Origin of the sequence: Micromonospora sp. NPDC023737 (assembly GCF_040639715.1) — a bacterium.
Classification (GTDB): Bacteria; Actinomycetota; Actinomycetes; order Mycobacteriales; family Micromonosporaceae; genus Micromonospora.
Genome location: NZ_JBFAAL010000002.1, coordinates 120769 through 135426, shown reverse-complemented (window position 1 = coordinate 135426; position 14658 = coordinate 120769). Strand labels below are relative to the sequence as shown.

Here is a 14658-nt window from a genome sequence, read left to right as displayed (position 1 = left end):
GCCGCGCCGCCGGCCCCCATCCGATCCGACAGACCGTTGGAGGAACCCCCATCATGACGTCCCCGCGAGACGACGACCGTTTCGACTGGCAGGCCGCCGAAGCCGACCTGACCGACACCACCGACGGCGCGGGCGCCGAGGTGGTCGACTTGGACGACGCCCGCGCCCGCCGGGCGCCCCGGCAGCGCCCGCCGGCCGAGGACGACGACACCGGCGACGACGACGCCGAGAGCATCGAGGACGGGCCGGAACGCCGCGGCGGACCGGTCGACATGGCCGAGGACATCCCGCGTGACGTGCTGTCCCGGCAGCGTGAGCGGCGGCCGATCCTGGCCGACTGGGCGCGCTCCGGTCGGGCGTTGCGGGCCGCCGTGAAGCATCAGAGCAAGGACGCCGGTTACGTGGCCGCCTACCACGGTGTCCGGTTGCCGAAGTATGCGGTGAAGGCCCTCGCGTGGGCACCGATCGGCGCGGTGCGTGGGATTGGTCAGGCGCTGCGGTGGGCGACCGCCGAGGAGGGCAACTGGCACCTACGGCAAGCCGCGGCGACGCGTGGTGACGCCGACACCTGGTTGAAGCTGGACGCCCGCCGGCAGCGGCAGAGCGTGTGGCGGTGGTGGGTCCTCGCCGCTGGCACGGCCGGCACCGGAACCGGCGTGATCGTCCTCGCCGCCGGGCCGGAGTGGTGGCGGTGGGTGGCCGGTGCGGTCGTGGTGCCGCTACTGGCGACCCGAGGCCGCCCGGCCGACAAGCCGCTCACCGACCGGGTGTCCGAGGGCACCCGCTACCGCAAACTGACCGCCGACCTCGTACGCCGCGCGCTCACCTCGTTGCAGATGCCCGCCATCAACAGCGCGGTTGCCAAGGACCCGAAGGCCATCACGTTCCCGGTCGACATCCACCGCGACGGCCCCGGCCACCTCGCCGTGGTCGACCTCCCGTACGGCGTGGAGGCCGCCGAGGTGGTCGCCCGCCGCGGCAAGCTGGCCTCGGCGATGCGCCTGCCGCTCGATCAGGTGTGGCCCGAACCGGCACCCGGTCACACCGGCCGCCTCGCCCTGTGGGTCGGCTATGAGCCGGCGTCACAGATGAAGCAACCCGCGTGGCCGCTGCTGTCCGCCACCGCGCGGGTGGACGTGTTCAAGCCGTTTCCGTTCGCCACCACGCCCCGCCTCGACCCAGTGAGCGTCGATCTGATGTTTCGCAACTTCCTGTTCGGCGGTCAGCCCGGCAGCGGGAAGACGTTCGCGCTGCGCGATCTCATCCTCGCCGCCGCCCTGGACCCGCGCGCCGAGATTCGCGGGTACGAACTCAAGGGCGTCGGGGACTTCGCCGTGTTGGAACCGGTCATGTCCGAGTACGGCAACGGCTTCGATGACGACACCCTCGCCCGCTGCTTCGCCTTCATCGAGTGGCTGTACGAGGAGTGCCGCCGCCGCTCCAAGCGCATCGAGCACTACGCCCGACTCGGGAAGGCAGCCGAGAACAAGGTCACCCCGGAACTCGCCAGCCTCAAGGGATCTGGCCTTCACCCGCTCGTCGCGTGGTTCGACGAGTTGCAGGAGTTGATGACCAGCAAGTACGGCAAGGAAGCCGGCGAAATCCTGGAGAAGGTCATCAAGCTCGGCCGCGCGCTCGGGGTGATCATCCTGATCGGCACGCAGATCCCCGACAAGGACAGTCTGCCGACCGGCATCACCCGCAACGTCAACTCCCGCTTCTGCCTCTCCGTCGCGGACCAGACGGCGAACGACATGATCCTCGGGACGTCGGCGTACAAGAACGGCTACCGGGCGACCGTGTTCCAGCCGGTCAGCGAGGCCGGCTGGGGCATCCTGCGCGGCTTCGGCCCCAAGGCCGCATCCGTGCGGTCGTTCTACGTCGACACCACCGCGGCCGGCCGCATCGTCACCCGGGCCGTCGCGCTGCGGCAGACGGCCGGCACCCTGCCCAAGCCCGACGAGCAGACCCGCGACATTGCCCCGGTGGCGGACATGCTCGGCGACCTCGCGCGGGTGTGGCCGGGCGACGACAAGGCTGCGTGGAACGAGACGCTGTGCGGGCTGCTCGCCGAGCTTCGGCCCGACGTCTATGGCGGCTGGGAGGCCGCGCAGCTCACCACGGCCCTCAAGCCGCACGCGGCGATCAAGGTCGCCGACGTGGGGCGGCGCATCGACGGCAAGCCCGTCACCCGGCGCGGCATCAAGCACGCCGACTTGCTCGCCGCGATCGCGGAGCGTGACCGCAAGCGGTCCGCCGGCTGACAACTCCGGAGGGTGCTAGCGCTAGCGGCCTGACCTGCTAGCGCTAGCACCACCGCTAGCACCCGAACCGAATCATGAGCTGCGGCTTAGCGGATAGCAGCTCGTGGCCTCGTGCACCCGAAAACGGCCCTGGGAGGCACTTGTGAACCCCCACCTGACCGCCGCTATCGTCCTTGCCGCGATCCCCATCGTCGTCACGCTCGGTTACGCCGGGCTGTGCGCGGTGAACCCCTTCAAACGCTGTGACCGCTGCTCCGGAACCGGCCACACCACCACCCGCGTCCTGCGCCGCCCCCGTGCCTGCCGCCGCTGCGACCGTGGGCTGCGGCTGCGCACCGGCCGGCGCGTCTTCAACTACTTCCGCCGGCTGCGCACCGAGGCGCACCGATGAACCGCCGCACCGGCCGCGACGCGCACACCGACTGGTGCGGGCGCGACCACCGCTGCGGCCTCGGTGAGCACCGCTCGCCGGAAATCGTGGTCGACGCCGGCCACGCCCGCGCCGTGCTGGTGCGCGTCCGAACCGTCGCCGGGCGGGAGCACGCCGAGGTACGCGTCCGCGTCGCGCTCGCGCCGACCGAGGTGGCCGCTCGCCGTCAGTTGGTCGGGCTGCTCGGCGACGTGCGGCAGGCCGCCACCCGCGCCGCGATCGCCGCCCGGCCCCGTCCGGGGCGGGCGGCGCGGTGACCGGCGGGCGGTGCGGCCATTGGATCGGCACCGCTGGCCGCTACTGCCACACCACCGAACGCGTCCGCCCCTACCTGCAAGGGCCGCGCTGCCCCGCTCACACGCCCGCCGCCGTGGCGGGGCAGCCCGAGCCCCCGTCGACATCTCTGCACCCGTTCACACAGGAAGGGAGGCACCTCGTGCCTACCGCCGACCTGCTCGCCGCCGCGCTCGCTCACGCCGAACGCGGCTGGCACGTCTTCCCGCTGCGTCCTAACGACAAGCGACCGGCGTTCCCCGATCACGCGGCCGACGACTGCACCGGCCGCGACCCGCGCTGCCGCGCCGGACACGTCGGGTGGGAGCCACGCGCCACCACCGACCCCGACCGCATCCGCCGCGCGTGGTCGACGCGTCCCTACGGCATTGGCATCGCATGCGGCCCGTCCCGCCTCGTGGTGGTCGACCTGGACGTTCCCAAGGACGACATCACCAACCGGACCGGGCTGGACACGCTCGCCGAGCTGGCCGCCGCACACGGCGCGGTCATCGCCCCGACCTACACCGTGACCACCGGCCGGGGCGGCGCGCATCTCTACTACCGCCACCCCGACCACGGGCCGACGTTGCGGAACACCGCCGGCACCGTCGGGCCGATGGTCGACACTCGCGCGCGAGGTGGCTACGTGGTCGCCGCTGGCAGCACGGTGGCCGGACGCCCGTACATCGTCGATCTGGACACAGACCCCGCCCCGTTGCCCGGGTGGCTTGCCGGGTTGCTAGGACCCGCACCGTTGCCGCCGCAGCGGCTGGTCATGGTCGCGCTGCCCGGTGACCGGGAGCGCGCCTACGTGCGGGCCGCTGTCGAGCGGGAGTGCGCGCGGGTGGTTGACGCGCCGGACCATCACAACGACAACCTGTACCGCGCGGCGGTGGCCCTCGGTCAGCTTGTCGCGGGCGGCGCGCTGTCCGCCGACGAGGCGTCCACTGCGCTGGAACACGCGGGGATCACGGCCGGGCTACGGCACCGCGCGGTGCTGCGGACCATCGCGTCAGGCTTCCGGGCCGGCGTCGCACGTCCCCGGCGGGTGGCCGCATGAGCGGGGAGCCGCTGAACGTCTTGGAGCTGTTCGCCGGCATCGGCGGTCTGTCCCTCGGCCTGCAACGCGCCGGAATGCGGATCGTCGGCCACGTCGAGATCAACCCGTTCTGCCGAGCCGTCCTGCAGAAGCACTGGCCGGAGGTGCCTTGCCATGACGACGTACGCACCGCCACCGGCTGGTGGCGCCGCAACCCCCGCCCCCGGGTCGATGTCATCGCCGGCGGCTTCCCCTGTCAGCCATTCAGCGCCGCCGGCCTGCGGCGGGGAACCGCTGACGACCGATGGGGATGGCCGTGGATGGCCGACGTCATTCGCGCGATTCGACCGCGCTACGTCCTCGTGGAGAACGTCCCAGGACTCATTCGCGATGCCGCTGCCTTCGAGTGCCTCCTTAGTGACCTGGCCCAGCTCGGGTTCGATGCGCGGTGGGGCGTGCTATCCGCATGCGCCGTGGGTGCGCCACACACACGCGAGCGCCTGTTCGTTCTGGCCTACACCGCGGGCGAACGGATCGAGCAGCTGCGGGGGATCGAGCGGGCGCCCCAAAGCGATCCGCAATGGCACCTACATCACTGGGCGACGCAACCCGAACCACACCGAGTGGCTGATGGGGTTCCCCGGCGGGTGGACCGAAACAGGGCCCTCGGGAACGCCGTCGTCCCCGCCGTCGCCGAACACCTCGGCCGCATCATCCTCGACCATCACGAAAGCAGGTGACGACATGACACCGGCACCACGCCTCCACCTCGTCACCGACCCGGCCGGTGCCAGCGGCGAGCAATCCGCAGGCGGCCCGCTGTGGGATGTTCCAGTGCCGTTGACCGGCCCGAACACCGCGCCGCCGCCGTTCCCGGTCGACGTGTTCCCGCGTTGGCTGGCCGACATGGTGGCCGGCATCGCTCGGTTCACTCAGACCGACCCGGCGATGGCCGGCACTCTCGCCGTCGCGGTGCTGTCCGCGTGCGCGGGCGGCAGGCTGGAGGTAGAGCCAGTCGCGGGGTGGCGGGAGCCGGTGAACTTGTTCGCCGCCGTCATCGCCGGCCCCGGCGAACGCAAGAGCCCGGTTCACCGGGCCATGACTGCGCCGCTGTTCGCGGCACAGTCGACGCTCGCCGAGGCGATGCGGCCGAGGATCGCCGAGGCGGCAGCGCTCCGAGATATCGCCGACCGGCAAGCCGAGCAAGCCAAAGCCGCAGCGGCCAAGGCCACCGACCCGGGCAAGCGCGATGAGGCCGCCGCCGAGGCGGTCGCAGCCGCCATCGCCGCCGAGGCGATCACCGTGCCGACCCTGCCCAAACTGATCGTGGACGACGCCACGCCGGAAGCTCTCATCGGGTTGATGGCCGGCAACGGCGGACGGATGGCGATCATCAGCGATGAGGGAGGCATCTTCGACACCCTCGCCGGCCGCTACTCGGGTGCCCCGAACCTTGACCCGTACTTGAAGGGTCACGCGGGGCAGCCGATGAGCAACGAGAGGCAGACCCGCGAGGGTGCCTCGGTTGACAAGCCGGCGCTGACGGTGTGCGTGATGGCGCAACCGACCGTGCTGCGCAAGTTCGGCGGGAATGCCGACCTCGCGGGGCGCGGCCTGCCGGCCCGTTTCCTGTTCGCGCTGCCCCGGTCCCTCGCCGGGTACCGGGCGGTCGACAGCGAACCGGTGGCCGAGGCGGTGACCGTCGGCTACGCCCACCGGGTTCACGACCTGGCCGCCACCCTCGCCGAATGGGAAGACCCCGCCGTCGTGGTCCTCACTCCCGAGGCCGGGCAGGTGCGGCGTGCTGCCGCCGAGCAGGTCGAGATGGAGCTACGGCCCGGCGGCAGCCTGTACGACATGCGGGAATGGGGCAACAAGCTTTCCGGCGCGACGCTGCGGTTGGCCGGGTTGCTGCATGTGGCCCATCATCCCGCCGATGCGTGGCGCCGGCCGATCGACGCTGACCGGATGGCCGACGCCGTGAGGCTGGCCGAGTTCTTCGCCGCGCACTACCGGGCCGCGCTGACCACCATCGGCACCGACACCGCGATGGAGCACGCCCGCTACGTGCTCGGCGTGCTCACCGCTAAGGGCATGACCACCTTCACCCGCCGCGAACTGCACCGCCGTGTCTCACGCCGGCTACCCAAGTCCGACGAGGTGTCGGCGGTGCTGGCCGAACTGGCCGCCCTCGGTTGGGTCCGCAACGGCGCGGACGGCCGGTACGAACTGCACCCCCGCGCCGTCGCCGAGGATCCCGGAAGCGTTGACACGCTGACACCCGCCCCCGACAGCGACGTTTCCGCTGGTCAAGACATCCGCGAGGGTGTCAACGGGGCGCGTTGACAGCCGTTGACAGGCGTTGACAGCCCAATCACTCATTCCGCCTTGGCTTCCCGCCCGTGAGCGCCTTCCGCATGATGAAGCCACCGGCAACCGCGAGCGGGAAGCCAGGGACATACGCTTCGGCCTCGCCGAGCCAGAGAGCCGCGATCGCCACCGCCGCGCCGACTGCGAATAACCCCCAGCGCTTCGTCACATGGTGAGTGAATCAAGCCCTCGTTTGGTAGGCAATCGCCCGCCCGGTGTCAACAGGTGTCAACGGCTGTCAACGCGGTCCGTTGACACCTCGGCACTTGCGTTCACCTGCGTAAACGCCCGCGCATCGGCCGATTGTCAACGTGTCAACGCTTCCCGGCCCCTCCCAGCCGCGTTCGGCCCACCGACCGGACCACCGGCGCCCACGAAACGGCCCGCTGAGAACGCCTGGGACGGATCGGCCCTACGCCTTATACCGGGCCGTCCCAGATCTTGGCTCTACAGCGCTCTCAACGGGCCGCTCTAAGCCCTTCTGTGCCGATGCCTCCCCGTCTCTCCACAAGTGACCCGCCCACACCGAAAGGCCCTCACCGTGCGAATCAGGCTGCACGGCGCACGCGCTGAAACAGCCGCGGCACTGCCCGCCATCGCCCGAGTGCTGTACATCCGCACCGCCAGCCAGCCCTACCCCCAATCGCCAATGTTCCAGCGCATCTACCTCGACGCCAACGCGAGGGAGGACACCCGCCGATGACCGCCCGACCTCAGCGCACCACCCCCACCGGCAACCTACTCACCCTCGCCGAAGTCCTGGACGAACTGCGCGTACCCCGGTCGACCTTCTTCCGCTGGAAGGCCACCGGCCGAGCACCCAAAACCATCAAGTACCCCAACGGCAGCCTGTACGTCCGCCGCCGCGACCTGGACGCCTGGCTCAACGATCACGAAGAGGCAGCATGAGCACCTACGACGTACGCGTACACGGCATCCTGAAAAACCAACTCGCCAAGGGCTACTCGTACGTGGTCCGGTGGAAGGTTGCCGGCCGGGCGTTCCGCAAGACGTTCGCGACCCGCGCTCTGGCCGAAAGCTTCCGCTCCAAGCTCGTCGTAGCCCAGCGGGAAGGCGTCGCGTTCGATGAGGCCAGCGGCCTGCCCGAACCGATGGCGCGGGCGCTCAACACCCGATCCTGGTACGAGCACGCCGTGGCCTACGTCGACATGAAGTGGCCGCGCGCGTCGGCGAAGCACCGCAAGGGCATCGCCGAAACACTGGCCACCGTCACCCCGGCCCTGCTCTCGAAGTACCGGGGAATACCCAGCGACAAGACGCTACGAGCCGCGCTCTACGGCTGGGTGTTCAACAAGGCCCGTCGTGACGCCGGAGAGCCGCCCGCCGACCTCGCCGCCGCCGTGCGCTGGCTGAAGGCCAACACCGTCGACCTGGCCGCGCTCACCGACGCCGCGCTGGTCCGGAAGGCTCTCGACACGCTTGCCCTCCGGATGGATGGCGCTCCCGCGTCGCCTAGCACGATCGCCCGGAAGCGGGCCGTCTTCTCCGGCGCCCTCAAGTACGCGGTTGAGCTTCGGCTACTCGACGCGCACCCGATGTCGCTGGTGAGCTGGACCGCGCCGAAGACGGCCGATGAGGTGGACCGCCGAGCGGTGGTCAACCCCGATCAGGCGCGGGCGCTGCTCGCCGAGGTGGGCCGCACCGTGCCCGAGTTGGAAGCGTTCTTCGGATGCATGTACTACGCCGCCCTACGGCCGGAGGAAGTGCTCCACCTGCGGGAAGACGAGTACGAGCGGCCCACACGGCGTGGGGGGTGGGCCGTGCTGCACCTAACCGGCTCGACGGTGGCCGTTGGCCGGGACTGGGGCGATGGAGACGACACCGCCGAGGACCGAGGGCTCAAGCACCGGGCAACGGCAGCAACCCGGGACGTACCCGTGCCGCCGCCGCTTGTGCGGCTACTCGATCAACACATTAAGGAGTACCCGCCGGGATCGAACGGCAAGCTGTTCGTCACCCGACGCGGTCCCGGCGGGCGGTACGTGCCGACGGCCGGCCAACCGATCCCGAACAACACCTACGGCAAGGCGTGGCGCGACGCGCGGGCGAAGGTCCTCACTTCGGCTCAGCAGCGCTCACCGCTAGCCCGCCGTCCGTACGACCTACGGCACGCCGCTGTGTCGCTCTGGCTCAACGCCGGGGTGCCGGCTACCCAAGTCGCCGAGTGGGCCGGGCACAGCGTGCACGTCCTCATGCGGGTCTACGCGAAGTGCGTCTACGGGCAAGAGGAAGCGTCGCGGCGGAGGATCGAGGCGGCCCTACACGATTAGAGCGCCTAGCTTGGCCCACCGCCAACCTCGCGCTTGTCAGCACGCAGCGCGTCAGCCTTCGCCAGCAGCGACTGCACTTTCTTTTCCGAAAAGCCATTCATGATGATGTTCTCGTCACCTAGCGTGATTTCGACGCGTTTGTTGTCGTGACGGCTCAGGAAGGCCTTAAGGGCAGGGGTCAACGACCTCCAAAGGGGCGCGGAGGCAGCGGCGGAAAGCCCGATGCAGGCCAAGGTCTCAGCTGCGCTCATCTTCAGGACCTGAGAGTTGGGCACGCCGGCTGCGTCGAGCGCCGCTCGGAGTTCGTCGTGGTACGCCGGTGAGACTTGCAGCTCACCCCACGTCGAGTCCCACACGGGCTGAAGAAGACGAAGAATCAACGTGTCTGCCATCTACTGCTCCCGCTCCCAAGACTGCCGCCATGACCAACACAGGCTAGGCCGACTGACATCCTGCCCCACGCTTCGGCATGCGGGGTCCAAGCCGCGGCGACACATATGCGACACGGCCAGCGAGATCGAACGGGTCGGAGTGGGACTGAGCGGGACTCACAAAAGAGGCCCCTGACCGGCGTTATCGCTGGTCAGGGGCCTCTTTGTGCACCTGGTGGCGGGTAGAGGATTCGAACCTCTGTAGCTTTCGCGACGGATTTACAGTCCGCTCCCATTGGCCGCTCGGGCAACCCGCCAGGGCGCGTCACCACGTCGGGACGCGGCGACGGAAGCAAGGATAGCGGCTCCCCCCGGCGCGGGCGCAACCGGGTACCGTCAGAGGGTCGTACCGCTGGTCAGCGGTACGACCGCCAGTGGACCGCCGGACAGCAGGAGCAGAAGCATGGCAGCGAACCCGTCGTTCGACATCGTGAGCAAGGTCGACCGCCAGGAGGTCGACAACGCTCTCCGCCAGGCGGAGAAGGAGCTCGCGACTCGGTTCGACTTCCGGGGGACGGGCGCCGAGATCTCCTGGTCGGGCGAGGAGGCGATCTCCTTGCAGGCCGAGACCGAGGAGCGCGTCCGGGCGGCGTTGGACGTCTTCAGGGAGAAGCTGGTCAAGCGGAACATCTCGCTGAAGTCGCTGGACGCCGGCGACCCGCGGCCGTCCGGCAAGGTGTTCAAGATCGACGGCAAGATCATCCAGGGCATCGACTCGGAGAAGGCCAAGGCGATCAGCAAGAAGATCCGCGACGAGGGTCCGAAGGGCATCCAGGCCCAGATCCAGGGCGACCAGCTCCGGGTCACCGGCAAGAAGAAGGACGACCTCCAGGCCGTCATCTCGATGCTCAAGGGCGAGGACTTCGGCGTCGCGCTCCAGTTCACGAACTACAGGTGAGGTTGCTCGGGCCGGCCCGGTGATCGGGCCGGCCACACCTCGTCCGCTGGGCAACATCACGGATGGTCGTGCGTGCCCCGCCGAAAGCGGTCGGCGGGGCACGATGGGCCCGATCGGAGACGGGCCGGAACGGTACGAGCGGCTCAGCCCCGCTCCCGGCCCGGCAGTGGCGCGCCACGGAGGAATGCCTCGTACACGTCACGCACGTCGTCGTCGATTTGCGGGCGGAGGTTGCTGTAGCGGGTGTCGGCGCGGTCGCGGTGCGGCCCCGACAGCCAGTACTCCTCGTGGGTCTCGTCGTCGTAGAAGTTGGCGTCGACCATTCCCGGCCAGCGGCGGAGGGTCTTGCCGTGCCAGTAGGCGGTCTTCCAACTTCGATTGAAGCGGACCCAACTGATCCAGGCCGGCCCCTTGTCGGTGTCGTGCCCGGACTTCAACTGCACGAACATGACTCGTTCCGCCATGCGGTGAATGGTGACGGGGCTACCCGCCCGGCGCAATGCCTGTAGCTGCCGAGCAGGTCTCCTCGATTCGGTGGGACCGGCCGGGAAGGCGGCCGAGTGCCAGGACGATGCGCAGCGCCATCCCGCCGCGTCAGTTCAGGGCGGGTAGCCGAGTCGGACGTGCTGCGTCAACGGTTGAAGATCAGCAGCAGCACCACCGTCAGGACGGCGCTGATCACCAACGAGCCCAGGCACCCGATCCGGTTCGCGAAGAAGAGGAACACACCCCCGGGTACCCGGGCCGAACCGGGCCACGCCACACCTCAGGCGGGAACCGGCTCCTCGACGCGTACCGAATGGATCTCCGCACGGCGGATCGGCCCGGCGGGCAGGGCGGCGACCCCGGCCCCGACGGCGACCGCGGCCCCCGCGAACAGGAACGCCCAGGGCACCCCGCCGGCGTGGTCGACGATCAGTCCGGCCACCGCGCCGCCGGCCGCGCTCGCCGCGACCGACATGGTGACCACCCAGGTGTACGCCTCGTTCAGCATGCCTGCCGGGGCGATCCGGCCGACCAGGGTGTTCTCCAGGGTCAACGCGGGCGCGATGGTGGCTCCACCGACGACCAGGGCGATGCCCAGCGCCAGCGGGTTGGGCATCATCGCGAAGATCACGAAACTGCCGGCCAGCGCGCCGAGCAGCCCGGCGAACTGGCGGGTCATGTTCAACGCCGGTCTGCGTACCCCGAACCAGAACCCGCCGACCGCGCTGCCGACGCCCCAGACCGCGAGCAGTATGCCGGCCAGGCTCTCCGCGTCGCCGGCGCTGTAGTTGCCAGCGAAGGCCGGCACGATCACCCCGGCGGCGCCGAACGCGATGCCGAGGCTGGCCACGCAGAGCAGCAGGGCCGGGAAGCCGGCGACCCGCAGCGGGCCGAGCCCGCGAGCTTGGTGTTCCTGCGGGTGTGGCTGCCAGCCACGCATCACCCGGCCGAGGGCCACCGCGGTGGTGCCGACGAGGGTGACCACCGCGGCACCGACCAGCGCGGCCGTGGCGTCGGCGACCAGCACGAAGCCGGCCACCAGCAGCGGGCCGAGCACGAAGACGATCTCGAACAGCGAGGTTTCCGCGGCCAGCGCCGTGTTGCGGAGGTGGTACCGCCCGGAGGCCGGCGAGGTGAGGTCGTTCCAGGCGCCCCGGATAGCCGCGGTCAGCGGCGGGTACGTGGCACCGGCCACCCCGGCGGTCACATAGATCGCGACGAGCCCGTCAGCCCCGGACCGGCTCGCCACCAGCAGACCGATGAGGGCCAGCGGATGAGCGACAGCGGTGGCGATCAGCACCGGGCTGGGCCCGATCCGGTCGGCGATCCGGCCGGCGACGGGGCTCAACGCGGCACCTGCCACGGCGTAGATCCCGCCGGCGACGGCCGCCAGGGAGTACCGGCCGGTCACCTGCTCGACGACCAGCAGCAGCGCCAGCGGTGTCATACCGATGCCGAGCCTGCCGATGATGCCGGTGAGCAGCAGCATCGGCGCGCCGGGGATCCGCCAGACACCCAGATACTGGCGCAGAGCAGCCACGCGAACCTCCAGGGATGTAATGGGTGGGAAACCTTCCGACCCTAACGCCGTGGGTCGACCGGATGAAGCGGATATCGCCGCGCACACAGCATCGCGCCCGCACCGGCGGTTGCCGGGTGCGGGCGCGATGCGGGTGCTACGGGTCAGCGCAGGTACTGCACCGGGCCGGCGCTGCGGGCCATCTGCTCCAGCCGTGCGACGCGCTCCTCCATCTTGGGGTGGGTGGAGAAGAGCGCCGCGATGCCGCCGCCCCGGAACGGGTTGGCGATCATCAGGTGGGCGGCGCTGGTCAGGTTGCCCTGAGCCGGCAGCGGCCGCCGTTGGGCCACCGCGTCGATCTTGCGCAGTGCGTTGGCCAGGGCCAGCGGGTCGTTGGTCAGCCGGGCACCGGAGGCGTCCGCCTGGAACTCACGGCTACGGCTGATCGCCAGCTGGATGATCGTCGCGGCGATCGGGCCCAGGATGATGGTGAGCAGCAGTACGGCCGGGTTCGGCGCGTCGTCGTCGTCACCGCTGGTCAGCGGGATGAACCAGGCGATGTTCGCCAACGTGGTGATGATGCCGGCCAGACCGGCGGCCACGCTGGAGATCAGAATGTCCCGGTTGTAGACGTGGGACAACTCGTGCCCGATCACGCCGCGCAGCTCGCGGTAGTCGAGGATCTCGGTGATGCCCTGCGTCACGCAGACCGCGGCGTGCTGCGGGTTGCGGCCCGTGGCGAAGGCGTTGGGCTGTGCGGTCGGGCTGACGTACAGGCGCGGCATCGGCTGGCCTGCGCTGGTGGCCAGTTCACGCACCATCCGGTACAGCTCGGGGAATTGTGCCTCGCTGACCGGTTGCGCCCCCATCGCCCGCAGGGCGAGCTTGTCGGAGTAGAAGTAGCTGATGCCGTTCATCAGCAACGAGATGATGACGGCGATGACCAGACCACCACTGCCGCCGAACCAGTAACCCACCCCAAGGATCAGCGCGGTGAGCAGGCCGAGCAGCGCGGCGGTCTTGAGACGGTTGTGGTGCACACTCACTCCTTCGGTGTACGGATCGCCGGGACCCGTCGACCGGTTCAACACTGCGATACCCGTCAACCATCCGCGATATGGCTGTGAGTTGGCTGGGAGCGTGTCCAGCGATTCAGATCCCGGGTCGGGACCTGAACCTCAGCCGCCGGCGAGATCGAGCACGAGCTGCGGGGCGAAGCCGACGACCACGGCAGCCACCGTCGCCACCGCCAGCACCACGGCCACCGGCCGGGCCGCGCCGGCGGCGGGCGCCGGAGTGCCCGGAGCCGGAACTGCGTAGAGGCTCGCGGCCAGCCGCAGGTAGTAGGCCAGGCCGATCACCGCGTTGATTGCCACCACGAGCGCGAGCCAGCCGCTGCCCCCGCCCAGCAGTGAACGGACCACCGTCACCTTGGCGAAGAGACCGGCCAGGCCCGGCGGCAGCCCGGCGAGGCCGATCAGGGCCAGCCCGAGACCCGCGCCGAGCCAGGGGTGCCGGCGGGCCGCGCCGCGCAGTTCGTCCAGGGCGCCGCCGTCGGCGTCCGCCGGGCGCAGGGCGGTCACCCCGGCGAACGCCGCGAGCTCCAGCAGCACGAAGAAGACGGCGTACGCGAGGGCGGCAGCGTACGCGCCGGCCCGTGCCTCGCCGGTGCGTCCCGCCGCCAGCGCGCCGAGCGGGGCCAGGATGTAGCCGGCCTGGGCCACCGACGACCAGGCGAGCAGCCGGACCGTGCGCCACTGGCGCAGCGCCACCAGGTTGCCGACGGTCATCGTGAGCACCGCGAGCAGGGCGAGCACCGGGCCGGTCAGGTCCGCCGGGATCGCCGCGGACACCACCGCGAGCAGCGCCACCACACCACCGAGCTTCGACGCCGTAGAGAGGTACGCGGCCACCGGCAGCGGCGCGCCGTCGTAGGTGGCGGGCGCCCAGGCGTGGAACGGCACGGCGGCGACCTTGAACGCCAGCCCGAGCAGCAGCAGCGCACCCGCCGCCGCGGTCAACGGCAGGTCGTGGAGCTCCTGCCGCTCGGCTAGCAGCGCGCCGAGCCGTCCCAGGTGCAGCTCGCCGGTCACCGCGTACAGCAGCGCCGCGCCGAGCAGGCTCACCGTGGTGGCCACCACGCTGACCACGAAGAACGTGACCGCCGCCTCGGCGCTGGCAAGGCTGCCCCGGCGCAGGCCGACCAGCACGTAGAGCGGCAGGGTGAGCGTCTCCAGGGCCACGATCAGGGTGATCAGGTCGCCCGCGGCACCGAGCACCACACCACCGGTCATCGAGCAGGCGAGCAGGAAGCAGTACTCCCCCACCGGTGCCCGGCCGGCCCGCAGGTGCCCGCCGGAGAGGCCGAGCACCCCGAGGGTGAGCAGGGCGAAGAGTGCCCCGACCAGGGCCGCCCGGCCGCCGAAGACGTACGAGCAGTCGGCGGCGGCGCAGAACGTACGTCGCTCGTCGCCCGCGCCGACCAGGGCCGCGCCGACGGCGGTGGCGACCGCGCCCAGCGCCGCCACGGCGAGGGTGGCCCGCGACCGGGCCAGCACCAGGTCGGTGACCAGCACCAGCACGGCGGTGCCGGCGGCCAGGTACGCCGGCAGCAGCGCCACGTGGTCGACGCTCTGCACCACGTTCTGGGTCAC

At 70.6% G+C, this 14658-nt stretch carries 14 protein-coding genes and 1 tRNA gene; 9 read left to right on the top strand and 6 right to left on the bottom strand.

Annotated features, from left to right (window positions below):
* Nucleotides 1-53 precede the first annotated feature (53 nt).
* From AB0F98_RS05960 to AB0F98_RS05925, 8 genes are all read left to right on the top strand, one after another.
* Nucleotides 54-2264 carry a cell division protein FtsK gene (locus tag AB0F98_RS05960; protein ID WP_357729425.1) on the top strand — a complete coding sequence of 737 codons (2211 nt, stop codon included), beginning with the start codon at nt 54-56 and terminating at the stop codon, nt 2262-2264.
* Nucleotides 2265-2406: 142 nt separating this feature from the next.
* Nucleotides 2407-2655 carry a hypothetical protein gene (locus AB0F98_RS05955; RefSeq protein WP_357729422.1) on the top strand — a complete coding sequence of 83 codons (249 nt, stop codon included), beginning with the start codon at nt 2407-2409 and terminating at the stop codon, nt 2653-2655.
* Nucleotides 2652-2951 carry a hypothetical protein gene (locus AB0F98_RS05950; protein ID WP_357729419.1) on the top strand — a complete coding sequence of 100 codons (300 nt, stop codon included), beginning with the start codon at nt 2652-2654 and terminating at the stop codon, nt 2949-2951. The genes AB0F98_RS05955 and AB0F98_RS05950 overlap by 4 nt, the downstream gene beginning before the upstream one ends.
* 179 nt (nt 2952-3130) lie before the next feature.
* Nucleotides 3131-4030, top strand: a complete 900-nt coding sequence (locus tag AB0F98_RS05945; protein ID WP_357729416.1) for a bifunctional DNA primase/polymerase — start codon at nt 3131-3133, stop codon at nt 4028-4030.
* Complete coding sequence (gene dcm / locus AB0F98_RS05940) at nt 4027-4749, top strand: DNA (cytosine-5-)-methyltransferase (protein WP_357729413.1); 723 nt, start codon at nt 4027-4029, stop codon at nt 4747-4749. Before AB0F98_RS05945 ends, dcm begins: the two co-directional genes overlap by 4 nt.
* Nucleotides 4750-4753: 4 nt before the next feature.
* Nucleotides 4754-6355, top strand: a complete 1602-nt coding sequence (locus tag AB0F98_RS05935) for a YfjI family protein (RefSeq protein WP_357729410.1) — start codon at nt 4754-4756, stop codon at nt 6353-6355.
* A gap of 723 nt (nt 6356-7078) precedes the next feature.
* A complete protein-coding gene (locus AB0F98_RS05930; protein WP_357729407.1) occupies nt 7079-7288 on the top strand; it encodes a helix-turn-helix domain-containing protein in 210 nt (69 codons plus the stop codon).
* Nucleotides 7285-8670: an integrase gene (locus AB0F98_RS05925; RefSeq protein WP_357729404.1), complete on the top strand. Its 1386-nt coding sequence runs from the start codon at nt 7285-7287 to the stop codon at nt 8668-8670. Before AB0F98_RS05930 ends, AB0F98_RS05925 begins: the two co-directional genes overlap by 4 nt.
* Before the next feature lie 5 nt (nt 8671-8675).
* Here the strand turns inward: AB0F98_RS05925 and AB0F98_RS05920 are convergent, their stop codons facing one another.
* Both AB0F98_RS05920 and AB0F98_RS05915 read right to left on the bottom strand, forming a co-directional pair.
* A complete protein-coding gene (locus tag AB0F98_RS05920) occupies nt 8676-9062 on the bottom strand; it encodes a hypothetical protein (protein ID WP_357729401.1) in 387 nt (128 codons plus the stop codon).
* 212 nt (nt 9063-9274) lie between these two features.
* Nucleotides 9275-9358 (bottom strand) — tRNA-Tyr (locus AB0F98_RS05915).
* 146 nt (nt 9359-9504) lie between these two features.
* On the opposite strand from AB0F98_RS05915, the gene AB0F98_RS05910 reads away from it, so the two are divergent.
* Nucleotides 9505-9999, top strand: coding sequence for a YajQ family cyclic di-GMP-binding protein (locus tag AB0F98_RS05910; RefSeq protein WP_357729398.1), 495 nt, complete (start codon nt 9505-9507; stop codon nt 9997-9999).
* Between the two features lie 143 nt (nt 10000-10142).
* Here the strand turns inward: AB0F98_RS05910 and AB0F98_RS05905 are convergent, their stop codons facing one another.
* From AB0F98_RS05905 to AB0F98_RS05890, 4 genes are all read right to left on the bottom strand, one after another.
* The gene (locus tag AB0F98_RS05905) at nt 10143-10463 is read right to left on the bottom strand and encodes a hypothetical protein (protein WP_357729395.1); all 321 of its coding nucleotides are present in this window, start codon (nt 10461-10463) and stop codon (nt 10143-10145) included.
* Nucleotides 10464-10765: 302 nt separating this feature from the next.
* Nucleotides 10766-12025, bottom strand: a complete 1260-nt coding sequence (locus tag AB0F98_RS05900) for an MFS transporter (RefSeq protein WP_357729392.1) — start codon at nt 12023-12025, stop codon at nt 10766-10768.
* Nucleotides 12026-12168: 143 nt separating this feature from the next.
* A complete protein-coding gene (htpX, locus tag AB0F98_RS05895; RefSeq protein WP_357729389.1) occupies nt 12169-13044 on the bottom strand; it encodes a zinc metalloprotease HtpX in 876 nt (291 codons plus the stop codon).
* Between the two features lie 138 nt (nt 13045-13182).
* The gene (locus tag AB0F98_RS05890; RefSeq protein WP_357729386.1) at nt 13183-14658 is read right to left on the bottom strand and encodes a proton-conducting transporter membrane subunit; all 1476 of its coding nucleotides are present in this window, start codon (nt 14656-14658) and stop codon (nt 13183-13185) included.